This is a genomic window from Streptomyces sp. MK7 (genome assembly GCF_032658145.1).
Taxonomy (GTDB): domain Bacteria; phylum Actinomycetota; class Actinomycetes; order Streptomycetales; family Streptomycetaceae; genus Streptomyces; species Streptomyces spiralis.
Genome location: NZ_JAVACL010000001.1, coordinates 268,644 through 284,069 on the forward strand (window position 1 = coordinate 268,644; position 15,426 = coordinate 284,069).

At 73.5% G+C, this 15,426-nt stretch carries 12 protein-coding genes, 1 pseudogene and 1 riboswitch; of the genes and pseudogenes, 4 read left to right on the top strand and 9 right to left on the bottom strand.

Annotated elements, in window-relative coordinates:
• Positions 1-97 precede the first annotated feature (97 nt).
• Positions 98-826 (top strand): DUF4142 domain-containing protein, encoded by a 729-nt coding sequence (locus tag R2S09_RS01180; RefSeq protein WP_306184906.1) that lies wholly within the window; start codon positions 98-100, stop codon positions 824-826.
• A gap of 44 nt (positions 827-870) precedes the next feature.
• On the opposite strand, the gene R2S09_RS01185 is transcribed toward R2S09_RS01180, so the two are convergent.
• Together R2S09_RS01185 and R2S09_RS01190 are read right to left on the bottom strand one after the other, a co-directional pair.
• Complete coding sequence (locus tag R2S09_RS01185) at positions 871-2,604, bottom strand: glycoside hydrolase family 13 protein (RefSeq protein WP_316739265.1); 1,734 nt, start codon at positions 2,602-2,604, stop codon at positions 871-873.
• 99 nt (positions 2,605-2,703) lie between these two features.
• A complete protein-coding gene (locus R2S09_RS01190) occupies positions 2,704-3,063 on the bottom strand; it encodes a metalloregulator ArsR/SmtB family transcription factor (protein ID WP_306184735.1) in 360 nt (119 codons plus the stop codon).
• Between the two features lie 80 nt (positions 3,064-3,143).
• Positions 3,144-3,333: riboswitch (cobalamin riboswitch) on the top strand.
• Positions 3,334-3,363: 30 nt separating this feature from the next.
• Here R2S09_RS01190 and R2S09_RS01195 point away from each other — a divergent pair.
• The gene (locus R2S09_RS01195) at positions 3,364-4,470 is read left to right on the top strand and encodes a HoxN/HupN/NixA family nickel/cobalt transporter (RefSeq protein WP_316739578.1); all 1,107 of its coding nucleotides are present in this window, start codon (positions 3,364-3,366) and stop codon (positions 4,468-4,470) included.
• Here the strand turns inward: R2S09_RS01195 and R2S09_RS01200 are convergent.
• Positions 4,467-5,459, bottom strand: coding sequence for a nucleoside hydrolase (locus tag R2S09_RS01200; protein ID WP_306184733.1), 993 nt, complete (start codon positions 5,457-5,459; stop codon positions 4,467-4,469). The genes R2S09_RS01195 and R2S09_RS01200 overlap by 4 nt on opposite strands.
• A gap of 51 nt (positions 5,460-5,510) precedes the next feature.
• Entirely contained in the window at positions 5,511-6,746 is a 1,236-nt protein-coding gene (gene thrS, locus R2S09_RS01205; protein WP_316739266.1) for a threonine--tRNA ligase, read from the bottom strand.
• 425 nt (positions 6,747-7,171) lie between these two features.
• Here thrS and R2S09_RS01210 point away from each other — a divergent pair, with 425 nt between their 5' ends.
• Positions 7,172-8,005, top strand: coding sequence for a hypothetical protein (locus R2S09_RS01210; RefSeq protein WP_306184729.1), 834 nt, complete (start codon positions 7,172-7,174; stop codon positions 8,003-8,005).
• A 224-nt stretch (positions 8,006-8,229) separates the two neighbouring features.
• Here R2S09_RS01210 and R2S09_RS01215 read toward each other — a convergent pair whose 3' ends face one another.
• Complete coding sequence (locus R2S09_RS01215; protein WP_306184728.1) at positions 8,230-9,573, bottom strand: helix-turn-helix transcriptional regulator; 1,344 nt, start codon at positions 9,571-9,573, stop codon at positions 8,230-8,232.
• 197 nt (positions 9,574-9,770) lie between these two features.
• Between R2S09_RS01215 and R2S09_RS01220 the strand changes: the two genes are divergently transcribed.
• On the top strand, positions 9,771-9,938 hold the full coding sequence (locus tag R2S09_RS01220; RefSeq protein WP_316739267.1) for a hypothetical protein: 168 nt from the start codon (positions 9,771-9,773) through the stop codon (positions 9,936-9,938).
• Between the two features lie 47 nt (positions 9,939-9,985).
• Here R2S09_RS01220 and R2S09_RS01225 read toward each other — a convergent pair whose 3' ends face one another.
• From R2S09_RS01225 to R2S09_RS01240, 4 genes and pseudogenes are all read right to left on the bottom strand, one after another.
• Positions 9,986-11,371: an extracellular solute-binding protein gene (locus R2S09_RS01225; RefSeq protein ID WP_316739268.1), complete on the bottom strand. Its 1,386-nt coding sequence runs from the start codon at positions 11,369-11,371 to the stop codon at positions 9,986-9,988.
• 44 nt (positions 11,372-11,415) lie between these two features.
• The gene (locus tag R2S09_RS01230) at positions 11,416-13,155 is read right to left on the bottom strand and encodes a substrate-binding domain-containing protein (RefSeq protein ID WP_316739580.1); all 1,740 of its coding nucleotides are present in this window, start codon (positions 13,153-13,155) and stop codon (positions 11,416-11,418) included.
• A gap of 1,245 nt (positions 13,156-14,400) precedes the next feature.
• Positions 14,401-14,994, bottom strand: a pseudogene (locus R2S09_RS01235) (caspase family protein); the annotation flags it as partial.
• Between the two features lie 3 nt (positions 14,995-14,997).
• Positions 14,998-15,360, bottom strand: coding sequence for an effector-associated constant component EACC1 (locus R2S09_RS01240; protein ID WP_306184723.1), 363 nt, complete (start codon positions 15,358-15,360; stop codon positions 14,998-15,000).
• Positions 15,361-15,426 lie beyond the last annotated feature (66 nt).

Here is a 15,426-nt window from a genome sequence, read left to right on the forward strand (position 1 = left end):
CCGTACTGCTGTGTGTCCGAACCGCCCCTGGGCGGACTCCACTCACCGGGCAGGAGGCACGGTGCGCTTTTCGCGGAACAAGACGGGAACCCTCTTCGTGGGCGGTGCTCTCGGTCTGACCCTCGTCGCACTGGCCTATCCGAGCATGCTCGGCTTCCAGAAGGTCTCCGGCGACCCCTCCCGGGTCGTCTCCCAGACCCAGTGGGGGCCGCTCACGGAGGCGGACCGCGACTTCGTGGTGAAGGTGCGCGCGGCCGGGCTGTGGGAGTACCCCGTCGGGCAGATGGCCGTGCAGAAGGGAACCACCAAGGCGGTCGTCACGGCCGGTCAGCACCTGATCGACGGGCACGCGGCGCTGGATGCCAGCTGCCGGAGGATCGCGCCGATGCTCGGCATCGCCCTGCCCGACGTGGCCAGCCCCCAGCAGCAGGGCTTCGTCACCACGCTCAGCGCGGACACCGGCAAGAAGTTCGACAGCGACATGGCCAACATCCTGCGCGTGACGCACGGCTCGATCTTCAACACGATCGCGAAGATCCGGTCCACCACCAAGAACAGCCTGGTCCGCGCGCTCGCCAACCAGGCCAACGCCACCGTCCTGGACCACATCACGGTCATGGAGGACACCGGCCTGGTCGACTACGACCAGGTGCTGTTCCAGGAGACGACCCCGCCGAAGCTGCCCGCCTCGGACCTGACTCCACCGCCCCCCTCCGGCGGGCAGCCCCAGGTCGTGCTCACCCCGCCGCCGAACGCCACGTCGAGCCCGCTGGACGTCGGCGGCGCGCCGGGCGGCACGCCGTCGCCCAGCCCGACGGTGGGGTGAGCGCGTGCGGAGGCGAGGGATGTCGGGGACGTCCCTGACAGTTCCTATGCGAGCCACACGGTGGTGTCCGGTCCGAGCCGGTGCCCCGTCAGCGGCGCGCTGCTCAGCAGCACCTCCCCCGGCGGCAGCGGCACGTCCTCGTCCGACAGGTTGGTGAGGCACCGCCAGCCCTCGGACCGGGCGAAGGCGAGCACCCCGGGCGGGGTGTCCTCCGTCCAGGTGAGCGACTCGCCCGCCGACAGCTTGCGGCGCAGCCGCAGAGCCGTGCGGTACAGCTCCAGCGTCGAGCCCTCCACCCCGTCCTGCGCCTGCACGGCGTACGCGGCGAAACGGGCCGGCTGCGGCAGCCAGGCCGCGCCCGCCCCGAAGCCGTACGACGGCCCGCCGGTCGTCCACGGCAGCGGCACCCGGCAGCCGTCCCTGCCCTTGCGGACGTGGCCCGTCTGCTCCCAGATCGGGTCCCGCAGCACCTCGGCGGGCAGGTCGGCCACCTCGGGCAGGCCGAGTTCCTCGCCCTGGTAGACGTAGGCCGAACCGGGCAGCGCCAGCATCAGCAGCGTCGCCGCGCGGGCCCGGCGCAGCCCCGCCGCCTCGTCCACGGCCGGGGCGCGCCCGCCGGACAGCAGCCAGGCGTTCTCGTCGGTGCCCGGCGGGAGCATCAGCCGTGAGGCGTGCCGGATCACGTCGTGGTTGGACAGCACCCAGGTGGCCGAGGCCCCGGCGGCCCGCGCGCCGGCCAGCGAGGCGGTGACGACCCGGCGCAGCTCGGCCGCGTCCCAGCCGGTCTGGAGGTACTCGAAGTTGAAGGCCTGCCCCAGTTCGTCCGGGCGGGCGTACAGCGCGCGGCGGCTGTCCGGCGCCCAGGCCTCGGCGACCGCCGTGCGGGGCGGGAGGTAGGCGTCGAAGATCTTGCGCCAGTCGCGGTAGATCTCGTGGACGTCGTCCCGGTCCCAGTACGGGTGGCTGCCGGGCGCCACGTTGGGCAGGGCGTCCTCGCCGGTGACCCCGATGTTCCCGACGTCGCGGAGCGGTTCGTCGAGGTCCTTGACCAGGGCGTGCGCCACGTCGACGCGGAAGCCGTCCACGCCCCGGTCGGACCAGAACCGCAGGGTGGTGCGGAAGTCGGCGCGCACCTGCTCGTTCTCCCAGTTGAAGTCCGGCTGTTCGGGTGCGAACAGGTGCAGGTACCACTGCCCGTCCGGAACACGCCGCCAGGCGCTGCCGCCGAAGACGGACTGCCAGTCGGTGGGCGGGAGTTCGCCGTGCTCGCCGCGCCCGTCGCGGAAGACGTACCGGTCGCGGGCCGGGGAGCCGGGGCCGGCCCGTAGCGCCTCCTGGAACCAGGGGTGCAGGTGGGAGCTGTGGTTGGGGACGATGTCGACGATCACCTTCAGGCCCAGGCGATGGGCCTCGGTGACCATGGCATCGAAGTCGTCGAGGGTGCCCAGGCGCGGGTCGACGTCCCGGTGGTCGGCGACGTCGTAGCCGCCGTCGGCCAGCTCGGAGGGGTAGAAGGGGCTCAGCCACAGCGCGTCCACGCCGAGCGCGGCGAGGTGGGTCAGCCGCTGGGTGACGCCCCGGATGTCGCCGAGCCCGTCACCGTCGGCGTCGGCGAAGCTGCGGGGGTAGACCTGGTAGACGACGGCCTGCCGCCACCAGTCGGGGTTCTTGGGGGAGAGGTCGGGCGGCGCGTCGTGGGGGGAGGTGTTTGTGGCGGCGTGCGCGGAGTCCTGGGGGGAGGCGTCCGTCGAGTCGTGCGTGGTGGTGCGGTCGGTCACGCGGTCTCCTCTTCGGTGCGTTGTTGAAGCAACAAAGAGAACTCTGTCCAGATCGCCGGAAATATGAACACCGCCACGGGAGGGCAGAGGGGACGTGTGTCAGCCGGTGTCGGCCGCACAGTGCTCCAGCAGGCGCCGTACGTCCCGGTCCACCACCCGGTAGCGCACCACGCGCCCCTCCTTCTCGCCCTCCACGACCCCGGCCGCCCGCAGCAGCCGCAGCGCCTGGGAGACGGCCGGGTCGTTCATGCCGGTGGCGATCGCGAGGTCGGAGACGGCCAGCGGGCCGGTGCGGTGCAGGGCGAGCAGCAGCGCGAGCCGCTTGGGGTCGGCGAGCAGCGAGAAGCGGTCCGCCCAGGCGCGGACGTGCGCGGCGTCGCCGATCGCCGCGATGGCGTCGCACACCCGGTGACCGTCGATGGTGCGGCGGTCCGCGCGGTCGGCAGGGACGAGATGCATACCGCCATCCTCGCAGGCGGCACTCTGTGATCTTAAATACCTGCGCACGTATGCAGCTATGCAGCCGACCGCTTCCGCCTCTACGGTGGGCGGGCCGTGGTGTTCGGGAAGTCGATGCAAGGTCGACGCGGCCCTCGCCACTGTGATCGGGGAGTTCCAGGCCCACGTCCCGCACGGGACAGCCACTGGCCGTCGTACGGCGGCCGGGAAGGCGGGCCGGGCACGCACCACCCGTAAGCCAGGAGACCGGCCACGGCAGCTCACGAAGTGATCCACGAGGTGCTGGAGCGTGATGACCGGATGACCCTGCCCAACCCTGCCCCGACGACGGCCAAGGCCACCTTCACCTGGCGCCGGGAGGACACCCTCAAGACCGCCGGCCTGATGGCCGCCATCGCCGCACTGCACGTCGTCGCCTTCGGAATCCTGTTCCTGCTCGTCGTGCCGGGACACTACGAGGTCGGTTCCAAGGCGTTCGGCATCGGACTCGGCGTCACCGCCTACACCCTGGGCGTACGGCACGCCTTCGACGCCGACCACATCGCCGCCATCGACAACACCACCCGCAAGCTGATGGCCGACGGCAAGCGGCCCGTGTCGGTGGGCTTCTGGTTCGCGCTGGGCCACTCCAGCGTCGTGATCGTCCTCGCCGTGATGATCGCGGGCGGGACACAACTCGCCGACCGGGTCACCGACGAGGGTTCCACCACCCATCAGGTGCTCGGCTTCATGGGCACGACCATCGCCGGCGCCTTCCTCTACCTCATCGCCGCCCTGAACCTGGTCGCCCTGGCCGGCATCCTCAAGGTCTTCCGGTCGATGCGGGCGGGGACCTACGACGAGACCGAGCTCGAACGGCACCTGGACTCCCGGGGGTTCATGAACCGCTTCCTCGGCCGCCTCACGCGATCCATCTCCCGTCCGGGTCAGATGTACCCGCTCGGCTTCCTCTTCGGCCTCGGCTTCGAGACCGCCACGGAGGTCACGCTGATGGTGATGGCCGGCTCGGGTGCGGCCGCCGGACTGCCCTGGTACGCGATCCTGTGCCTGCCCCTGCTCTTCACGGCGGGCATGTGCCTGTTCGACACCCTGGACGGCACGTTCATGAACTTCGCCTACCAGTGGGCCTTTTCGAACCCCGTCCGCAAGGTGTTCTACAACCTCACCATCACCGGCCTGTCCATCGCCGTCGCCTTCTTCATCGGCACGATCGAACTCGTCGGCGTCCTGCACGACAAGCTCGACCTGCGTGACGACGTCACCGGCTGGATCGCCGGCCTCGACCTGGACAACCTGGGCTACGTCATCGTCGGCCTGTTCGTCGCGGTGTGGGCGGCGGCGCTGGCCTACTGGAAGGCGGCCAAGGTGGAGCAGCGCTGGGCGGTGGGGGCGGCGGACACCGACTAGGGCCCGCACGGCCCGCTTCCTTCGACAGTGGCCAGGTACAGCTTCACGTACCGGTCGGGGTCGATGTCCAACGCCACGTCCACCAGGGGCTGTTCGCGGGCCTCGCCGTGGAGTTCCGCCTCGCCCGGGCGCGGCCGGCGGTCGACGACCGTCTGGCCGCGCGCGGGGCCCGGCGCGAGGTTCACCTCCACCGGCAGCCGGTGCGTGGTCAGCCCCTCCGGGTCGGCGACCGAGCAGACGGCGCCCGCGTCGCCGAGCCCGCCGGAGGGGTCCTCCTCGGAGGTCACCGGGTCGCGGTGGGCGAGCAGCCGCCCCGCGAGGTTCGCGCCCGGCTCGGCGCTCCCGCGCAGCCTGCGCACGTCGTCGGCCGGGACGATCACCCGCCGGAACACGTCCAGCCCGTACATCGTGATCGGCACCCCGGCGGTGAGCAGGATCGCCGCCGCCTCCGGATCGTGCCAGACGTTGAACTCGGCGACCGCCGTGGCGTTCCCGGTGGCCACCGCGCCGCCCATGAACACGATCCGCTCGATGTTGCGCGTCACCTCCGGGTGGGTGCGCAGCAGCAGCGCGATGTTCGTCAGCGGGGCCGTCGGGATCAGGGTGACCGGGCGGGGCGAGGCGAGGATCTCGCGGCGCAGCAGCGTCACCGCGTCCACGCCGGCCGGGCGGCGGCGCGGCGCGGGCAGCCCGAGGTCGCCCATGCCGTCCCGGCCGTGCACGTGGTGCGCGGTGCGCACGGGCTCGATCAGCGGGCGTTCGGCGCCCCGCGCCACGGGGATCTCGGGGGCGCCCGCCTGTTCCAGGACGGTCAGCGTGTTGCGCACCACCTGATCCACGTCCGTGTTCCCGGCCACGCAGCTGACCGCGCGCAGCTCCAGGCCCGGGTGGCGCACGGCGAACAGCAGGGCCAGCGCGTCGTCGACACCGGTGTCGCAGTCGATGATCACGGGCGTGGCGGGGGTGACGGGGGTGGACTGACCGGTCACGGCGGGCTCCCTGGTGAACGTTCCGTCGGCGGACGTTCCGACACTGCGACCTTATGCGCCGGACGCCTCACCCTCACCCCACAGTCCGGTGCCCCGCGCAGCCGCCTGCTCCGCGATCCGGTCCAGCAGCTCCCCGACGCGAACGGGCCCCGGCCGGCGCCCGTCCCGCAGCCGCGGCGCGGCCAGTCCGGCCGCGGCCTCCCGTTCCCCGATCACCGCCTGGTACGGCACGAGCCGCGCCGCCCGGATCCTGGCCCCCAGGCTGCCGTGCTCCGGGCCGGCGAGTTCGGCCCGCAGCCCGCGCGCCAGGGCCTGTCGTACGACGTCCTCGGCGCGCGCCGCCTGCGCCTCGGCCACCGGCAGCACCACCAGCTGCACGGGCGCCAGCCACACCGGGAAGACTCCGCCGTGCCGTTCGATCAGGTGTGCGACCGCGCGTTCCACGCTGCCGATGACGCTGCGGTGCACCATCACCGGGCGGTGCTTGGCGCCGTCGGCGCCGATGTAGTGCAGGTCGAACCGTTCCGGCTGATGAAAGTCGATCTGCACGGTGGACAGGGTGGCCTCGCGCCCGGCGCCGTCCACGATCTGCACGTCGATCTTGGGTCCGTAGAAGGCCGCCTCGCCCTCGGCCTCATCGTAGTCGGCACCGGCCCCGTCGAGCGCCTCTCTCAGCAGCGCGGTGGCCCGGCGCCACAGCTCCGGGTCGGCGACGTACTTGCCGCCCTCGCCGGGCAGGGACAGCCGGTGGCGGGCGGCCTCGATGCCGAGGTCGGCGTAGGCGCGGGCGATCAGGTCCAGGGCGGCGCGGGCCTCGTCGACGGCCTGGTCGAGGGTGCAGAAGACATGGGCGTCGTTGAGCTGGATGGCCCGCACCCGGGTCAGCCCGCCGAGCACGCCGGACAGCTCCGAGCGGTACATGCCGCCCAGCTCGGCGATCCGCAGCGGCAGTTCCCGGTAGCTGTGGCACCGCGAACGGTAGATGAGGGCGTGGTGCGGGCAGAGGCTCGGGCGCAGGACGACCTGCTCGGCGCCCAGCTCCATCGGCGGGAACATGTCGTCGCTGTAGTGCGCCCAGTGCCCGGAGATCTCGTACAGCTCGCGCTTGCCGAGGACGGGCGAGTACACATGCCGGTAGCCGGCCGCGCGCTCCGCCTCGCGGATGTACTCCTCCAGGGTGTGGCGCACCACGGCGCCGTCGGGCAGCCAGTACGGCAGGCCGGCCCCGATCAGCGGGTCGGTGTCGAACAGGGCGAGCTCTCGGCCGAGGCGGCGGTGGTCGTGCATGACGGGCTCCTCAACAGGTGCGGGTGGGGCGGGAGGGGCGAGGAGCCCTGGAGGCGGAGAGCGGGAGAACGCCGAAGCCCCGGGGCACTCGCCCCGGGGCTTGTTCGATCAGCTCAGCTGTCAGCGCGCCGGGACACTCTCCGGCGTCGTCGTCAGGAAGGACGGCATCAGGGTCGGCACGGCACGCTGCATGGACGGGACGCTAGCAGGGTGCCGCTCGCCCATGCGAGGGACTTTCTCCTCGCGTTCGTCCTCGCCTTCGTCCTCGCCATGCGGTGCGGCCCGGGACGTTCGACGGCGTCCGTCTCACCCGTACGGTCCGCACCCGCACGGCCCGGCACGCTGGTGGGCCGGGCGGACAGATGGTGCCGTGGAGACGAACGTCCGCTCCGTGTCGCCGCCTGCCCCTCTGGAGGCATCCGCTCATGCACCGTCTCCCGGCCGCCCGTCTCCTGCCCGCCTGTGTCCTGTGCACGGCCGCCCTGCTGACCGCGACCGCCTGCACGCCCGGGTCCGGCGACGCCTCCGCGTCCGCCGCCGCGGCCAGCCGCCCGGCCGGGTCCGCCTCACCGGGCGCCTCCACCACGCTCACCGCCGCGCAGGCGCAGGCCGCGCTGCTCACCGAGGCCGACCTGGGCGCGCCCTGGGTGCCGACGCAGGGCGCCGCGACCTGGCGGGACGGGGTGCTCAAGGCCCGGACCACCGTCGCGGGCTGCCAGCGCCTCCTCGACGCCCTCTACAACGACGAACCGCTCGGCGCCCCGACCGGCACGTACGCGGTGACCGGATTCGACGACGGCGACGACTCCGCCCAGCTGCGCTACCAGGTCCTCTCGCAGCGTCCGACGGACGTGGACCGCGCCCTGGCCTGGCTGCGGACACTGCCCAGGACATGCTCCCGCTTCACGGCGACGACCACCCGGTCCGGGGAGCAGGACGTGCGGGTCACCGCCCTCGACCTGCCGGACGTCGGCGACGCCCGCCAGGGCCTGCGGATCACCTTCACCTCACAGCCGAACACCGGAGAGGACTCCTACAACTCCTACGACTCCGACGAGTGGGACGAGGGAGACGGACGGAACACGGAGCCCACCACCACCCTCACCCTGGAGCTCGCCGCCGTACGCGTCGGCAGTGAGGCGATCGCCCTCACCGAGGGCGCCCCCGGCACCCTCCCTCCCAACGTCACCGCCCACGCCGTCCAGTCCGGCACCAGGCGCCTGACCGACGTCCGCCGCTCGGCCCGCGCCCAGGCCTGACCCGGCGCGCAGCAGCCGGGTCACCTCCTCCAGCCGCGGGTCGTCCTCCCGCAGGCCCAAGTGGTCGAGGACCAGGTCGCGTTTGTGCTCCACGCGCGCCATACGCCGGTCCGCCCGGGAGAGCCGGCCGCCGACGCCCGCGAGCACGAGCACGACCACGGCCACGGCCACGGCCACTGACGTCAATATGTCCATGACAGCAATCCCAGGAGCTGTCGCGGCTGTCACAGGGGTGGCTGGGCCGGGGCCGGGCCGAGTGTGGTCGTACCGGGGGCGGTGCGGTGGCCCAGGCCGGTGCGGTAGGCGTCCAGGGCCGCCTCCACCCGGCCGGTGCGGCGCAGCAGATCGCCGAGGAGCCGGCACAGGTCGGCCAGGTCGCCCGCGGCACCGGCCCGTTCCAGCAGGCTCAGCGCGCGGACGTAGTGCTCCTCGGCCGCCTCCGTGTCGCGGGAGTCCTCGGCGATGATGCCGAGCAGGCGGTGCGCGGCGGCGGCGTGCACGGCGCCCCGCTCGGAGTGCAGGTCACCGAGGACCTGCCGGAGCAGCTCGGCGGCCTCCTCGGACTTGCCGCGCCGGTGCAGCACATCGGCCAGTTCGACCACGACCTGGCTGGTGTAGAGGGCGGCGCGCCGGGCGGTCAGCATGTCCTGCGCGGCGCGCAACTCCTCCTCGGCCCGCTCCAGTTCGCCGTTCTGGGCACAGACGTAGCCGCGCATCCAGTGACAGTTGGCGAGTTCGGTGCGCAGCTGGAGGTGCCGGTAGAGCTCGGCGGCCTTGGCGAGCGAGGCGTCCGCCTCGGCGATCCGCCCCTCGGCGAGCAGCGTGCGCGCCACCGACCGGTGCATCCGGGCCACCAGCGCGGGGTCGCCCGCCTGCGGGGCGAGGGCGAGGGCGAACTCGGCCGCCTGCGCGGCCCGCGCGTGCGCGCCCATGTCCATGTACGGGCCGATGACGCTGGCGTAGAGCAGCAGCAGGGCGTCCGGGTCGTGCAGCCCCCCGCGGTTGAGCTCGTCGAGGGTGGACTCCAGCAGGTAGACGGCGTACCGCAGCTCGCCCGCCAGGTAGTGGGAGACGGCGCGGCCGCGCAGCGCCGGGACGCGGGCGGGCAGCGGGGCCTGCGCCAGGGCCCGCTCGGACCGCTCGAAGTACTCCCGTCCGCCGGCCAGCTCGCCGGTCTCCAGGGCGCACTCGCCGAGCCCCAGCAGGGCCTCGGCCTGCACCTCGGTCAGCTCGTGCTCCTCGGCCTCGGCGAGCAGCCGGGCGTACTGCTCGGCCGCCTGCGCGGTGTCCCCGCCGGTCAGTGTGCGCTGCGCCTCGGTCAGCCGCAGCCGCAGATCGGTGGCCAGATGGGCGGGGCGTCCGGTGGCCAGCTCGTCGAAGGCGACACCGAGCCGCTCGGCCAGATGCCGGAGCGCCTCGTCGGAGGGGCGTACGCGGCCGGCCTCCAGCGTGGAGACATACGCCGGCGTGTACGCGGGCTCGGCCAACTGTCGCTGCGTGAGCCCGCGTTCGCGCCGCAGCCGCTGCACCCTGCGCCCGATGGTCTCCGGGTCGTCCCGCTTCACCATGCGGTTAATCATGCCAGTAAGCGCACTTACGGGAAGGCCGTTCACTGACCTGCCGTCAGCACCGGACGTTTTGCCCACTCCCGCCCAACTCGCCTTGGCACCCTTCCGGTTGGGGCCCTTCACCCCCTAGTTTGGAGAACGCGTTAAACGCAATTAATCCGCCACTGTCGTTCACCGTCGCTGCGAGGTCGGTTGCCGTGCCCGGACACACTGTCGCGCGCCGAGGTCGTATCTCCACACGCCACATCAGAGGATTCGGCGCGGCCCTGATAGCCGTGGCCGCCCTGGTCGCCGCGGCGAACGCCGGACCGGCCCCGACCGCCGACCCGCAGCCCGTCCAGCAGGTGGCCGTCCAGGACCGTTAGGCCGCATGCGACGGCGTGACGGGGAGCGTGACGGCCGCGGTCCGGGCTCAGTTCGGCAGCGCCTTGCGCAAGGCCTCGTCCAGCCGGCTCGCCAGCGCCGGGTCGCTCGGCGGGTCGTCGGTGAACAGGTCGCCCAGTTCGGTGGTGAGGGTCTGGGTGAGGGCGCCGTAGAGAGGGGTGCGGGGGCGGGGGACCGCGTCGCGCAGCGCGGGGAGCAGGATGGGGCGGGCGTACTCCGGGCGGCCGGCCGCGTCACGGGGCATCCGGTCGGTGCTCTCGCCGGTGGGCGACGCCGAGGGCCCGGTGCCCGCTCCCCCGGTGGGCGCGGAGGCGCAGGTGACGCCGTCGTTCACGTACGCGGACGTCCGGGTCGCGGCGAAGCCCGCGTCCAGCAGACAGCGTTCGCTCTCGGCGCCGGTGAGGAAGGTGATCAGCTCGGCGGCCTTGCGGGCCCGTGGCGAGGACCGGGTCACCGCGAGGTTCTGCCCGCCGAGCACCGCCCGGCCGGGCAGCGGCGCCACGCCCAGCTGCTGCCCGGTGAAGGTCTGGTGGAGCGTGCCGTAGGCGTACGGCCACTGCCGCAGGAAGGCGGTGCGGCCGTCCGCGAAGTCGCTGAGCGAGGCCGCCTCGTCGGAGCCGAAGGCGTCGTCCAGGGTGTACGGCTTCTCGGTGCGCCGGCGCAGCTCCATGATGCCGGCGGTCAGCTCCCGCACGTCGCCGGTGTAGTGGCCGGAGGCGTCGGTGAGGGAGAAGTCCTTCGTGGCCGAGGCGAACGCCTCGACGGCGTTGACCGTTCGGCCCTCGTACGCGGCGAGCTGCGTCGTCCAGAGCTTCTCGTAGCCCTTGGGCGGGTGGTCGTCGAGGGCGTTGCCGAGGTCGAGCAGGTTCTGCCAGGTCAGGCCGGGGCCGAGGGTGGTCTGCCGAACGCCCGCCTCGCGCAGGTAGTCGCGCCGGTAGTACAGCAGCCCCACGTCGCTGTTGAACGGCACCGCGTACACCCGGCCCTTCCAGCGGGCCGTGCCGGCCACCGAGGGGATGACGTCGCCGTCGATCGCGCTGTCGGACAGCGGCCTGATCAGCCCCGCCTCGGCGAACTCCGGCACCCAGGTCACGTCCAGGTTGACCACGTCGTACTCGGCGCTGCCCGACTGCAGCGCGCCCAGCAGCTGGCTGCGCTGCTCGTCGGCGGAGCCGGGGAGTTCGACCAGGCGGGCGCGGTAGCCGGAGCTCTGCTTCTCCTGCCGCCGGTTCCAGGCGTCGATGAGCTGCTGGCGGATGCCGCCCTTGCCGGTCACGTCCCGGCCGCTGGCCACCACGATCTCGCCGGGCACGTCGGCGGCGGGCGTCTGCGCGTCCCGGGGGCCGCCGCCGGTACAGGCACCGGCCGCGAGCAGCAGGGGCAGCAGGCAGAGCGAGACCAGCCGTCGTCCCATCGGTCCTCCCGCCCCCGTCCGGCGTCGCCGCGGCCGCCGTGCCATCAGTCCTCCCCCGTTCCCACGCGTGCGACCTCGTCGTGCAGGCCCGTACCGAGGTCGTCGCTCGCGTCCAGGCAGCGGCCGTGGCTCGCGTCGGCGATCCGGGCGTCCGGGCGGCCCTTGTCGCACCCGCCGCTGACCAGGGACACCATGTCCACCGGCACCTTCGCCGTCCCCGCCCGCTCCAGCACCTGGTCCAGGTTCTTCCCGGTCAGCCGGTTGTCGTCCTCGTCGTCGGTGATGAAGACGATCAGCTGCGGCCGCTCGTCGTCGGTTCCGCGCCGGGCCATGTCGTCGAGGGCGGCGAGCAGGGCCGCGGGCGGGTCGGCCTCCGCGTCCCGCACCCGCGCCCTGGTGTCGATGACCCGTTCGGCGTCGCCCCGGCGGTGGGGCCCGAACGACAGCAGGGTCTCGTACCGCCGGTCGCCGGTCGTGCCGTGGACCGCCCACACCCCGTACTCGTCCTGGCCGCCCAGCCCGCCCAGGGACTGCTTGAGGATGCCGGGGCCGCCGCTGGGGCCCGGCCACCGCGTGTTCATCGAACCGGAGCTGTCCAGGAGATAGAGCACCCGGCCGGGGCCGTTGGCGCTGCGGTACCTCTCCAGCGCGGTGTCCATCGCCGTCTGCCCTGCGCCGCGCGGCAGCGGACTGGGGTCGCGCAGCACACCCGTCCCGGGGTGCTCGGCGTCGAGCAGCGGATACCTCGGGCCGGACGCGGAGCGGAAGCCGGCGCGGGTGAAGGCCGCGAGCCCGTCCTTGCCGGTCAGCCACTGGTGGAAGCGGCCCACGGCGTCCTCCCGGTCCGTCTCGTCCCGGTCCCCGCCCTCCCAGTGGACCCGCACGAAGGTGGGCGTCAGCCCCGGTACGTCGACCGGGTACTCGGCGCTGCGCGGCACCCGCGTCGTCCGCGCGCAGCCGACACCGCTCCTGAGCAGGAACTCCGGCACGAGCGCGGCGGTGCGGCCGTCCGCGGCGCGGTCGCCCGGCAGCGTGCACAGCAGGTCGGCGGCCGTCGGGGAGGGCGGTCCCGCGGGGCGTACGCTCTGCTCGGCACCGCGCGGATCGGCGGCCCCACCGCCGTACAGGCCGATCGTCGCAAGGAGCGCGGAGTCGGTGACCTCCGGGTCGGCGCGCAGGACCCGGGCGGTGCGGTCCTGCTGCTTCAGGTTCGTGATCAGACGGGACAGGGGGAGCCCGACCCGTTCGCCCAGGGCGGCCCCGGCGATGTTCTGCGGAACGGCCAGCACGACGGGGGAGTAAACGAACGGCTCGGTGTCCGGCCGGAGTTCGGCGAAGGTGCGGTCCGTCTGGTCGGTGGTGACCCGGGCGACGTCCGTGATCGAGGCGGGTATCCAGACGTCCGGCTGGGGCCCGATGTCCCGCTGCGGGTTGGTGTCCTCCTCGCGGGGCTCCTGCCAGGCGTCGGTCTGCTGGCGCAGCGCGGTGACCGCACTGCTCGCGCCCGCGCTGTAGACGGTGATTCCGGTACGGCGGCAGCCGTGCCCGGTGGTGTTGGCCTCCGAGGTGAGGTACGCGTCGGCGGCGGCGCGGACCGTGGGCTCCAGGTCGGGGTCGGTCAGCAGGCGCAGCTCGAGCGGCGGCGCGCAGGAGTGGCCGCCGCCGAAGCCCGTGAGCCGGTAGCCGACGAGACCGGCCCCGGCGAGCACCAGCACGAGCGCGGCGCTCAGCACACCCCGCACCGGCCCGCCCAGCCCCCCGAACCACCGAGCGACGGCCCGCACCCGCCGCCACCCGGCACGAAACACCGCACGGATCCCACCGGACCCGACGCCCGGGACCGGCCCTGTCCGCTCACCTCCCGGCGGCGCCACCGACGACTGCGCGGAGGGCGTGGGCTCCTCGGACGACTGGGGCGGGGTGGGGTCGGGGTCGGGGTCGGGGTCCGGCCCCGAGGACGACACCGGTCCGGTTCCGGGCGCGGGTCCTGGGTCCGGTGCGGGCCCGGTTCCGGGAGCGGATCCGGGATCCGGTGCGGACCCAGTTCCGGGAGTGGACCCGTGATCCAGTGCGGAGGCGGATCCGGGGGCCGATGCGGACACGGATCCAGGGACCGGTGCGGACGCGGATCCGGAATCCGGTGCAGACCCGGTTCGGGAAGCAGATCCGGGATGCGGTGCGGACGCGGATCCGGGGGCCGATGCGGACCCAGTTCCGGAAACAGATCCGGGATCCAGTGCGGACGCGGATCCGGGGGCCGACGCGGGCGAGGATCCAGGGACCGGTGCGGGCCCAGGTCCGGGGCCGGATCCGGCAGCCGGTCCAGTCGGGGGTGCAGAGGCCGGTCCACGCCCGGGATCCGGTCCAGGCGGGGGTGCAGACACAGGGTCCGGCACGGGCGCAGGCCCGGTTCCAGTATCCGGTGTGGGCACAGGGCCGGCCCCAGAACCCGAGGCGGGCGTAGCCGCGGCCCCGGAACTCGACGCGGACAGAGACCCCGCTCCGGAACCCGGCGCAGGCACAGGCCCCGCCCCGGAACCCGACGCAGACACAGACCCCGCCCCGGAATCCGGCACAGGCACAGACCCGACTCCAGGGCCCGGCGCAGACCCAGACCCCGCCCGAGAGTCCGGCTCAGGCACAGGCCCAGCCCCAGAACCCGGCGCGGACCCGACCCCGGAACCCGGCCCGGGTAACGACCCCGCCCCAGAACCGGGCGCAGACACAGACCCCGCTCCGGGATCGACACCGGACTCCGGCCCGGGCACGGGCCCCGGCCCGGATGCCGGGCTGGGCCCGGATGCCGGGCTGGGCCCGGATGCCGGGCCGGCCTCGCCGGGAGCCGTCGGTCCGGCAGGCAGTGGCCGTTCACGGCCCGCGGAACGGGCCGTCAGCAGTACGTCCGTGCCCGGCTCGGCGACGAACTGGGGTTCCCACAGGTCCCCGAGGGTCGTCGTGCGGTCCGCCCGGAGCATCCCCTGGCGCGCCCGGGTGAAGAGGTCCAGCGCCGACAGGTCCTCGTCAGCGCCGAGCAGCCGCACCAGTTCCTCGGTGAACGGGGTGGGCCCGCTGCCGTCGCCCGAGTCGATGAGGCGGTTGGCCTGCACGCCCATCAGCAGCAGGACCCTGTGGCGGTGCACGAAGTCGTGCCACACCCTGGCGGCGTTGCCCGCGTAGCAGCAGTCCAGGATCACCACGATCCTGCGGGCCCCGCTGCCCGCGAGCACGGTGAGCACCCCGGTGAACGCGTCCGCGCCCGGGAACACCGCCCGCCCGCCCGCGACCACGCGCGCGTTGCGCATCTGGAGGAAGAGCTCGTTGCCGGCGCTGGGCACCGCGCCGTGCCCGGCGAAGTAGCACAGCAGGAGCCCCTCGGCCTCCTGGGCGGCGGTGTGCAGCTCCTCCGTGAAGTCGTCCAGGGACGGCGAGCGGCAGACGACGATCTCCCGCTCGTCGAACACCCCGCCGCGCTGAAGGGCGTACCGGAGCCGGTTGAGGTTGTGCTTGACCGCGGGAAGATCGCCGGGGACCCCGTCCGGCTCGCCCGGCTGGGTGTGGTCGTACTCCGAGACGCACACCAGCAGCGCCCGGTTCTCCTGCCCGCGCGGGTCGAAGCGGCTCACGGGCTACCCCTGGTCGGGGTTCACCGGATCGACGCGGGCCTCGGGTGAATCGCCGCTCTCGACCCGGCGGCGGTTCTCCAGCCAGGCCTCGACCGCCCGCCTGGTCTGCTCCAGCAGTTCCCGGAACACGGCCTCGGCGCCCGCGCCGATCACGACCAGGAGGATCTCCATGCCCGCGCCCATGTGCCCGGGCGGCCCGCCCGGGCGGGGCCGTTCGAGGATCTGCAACTGCCCGTCGCGGACCCGGTCGTCCAGCGGTTTCTCGCGTTCCAGCCACGCCTTCAACGCGGCCACGTCGTTGTTGCTCGCGCTCCCGTCCAGCCGGACCCGGATCCCTCGGCCGGCCACGCCGTCCCCCTCAGCCATAACTCACCATTCTGGCACCACGAACGGCACCCGGGGAGGGCCCGTACCCATCTATGATCTGACGTA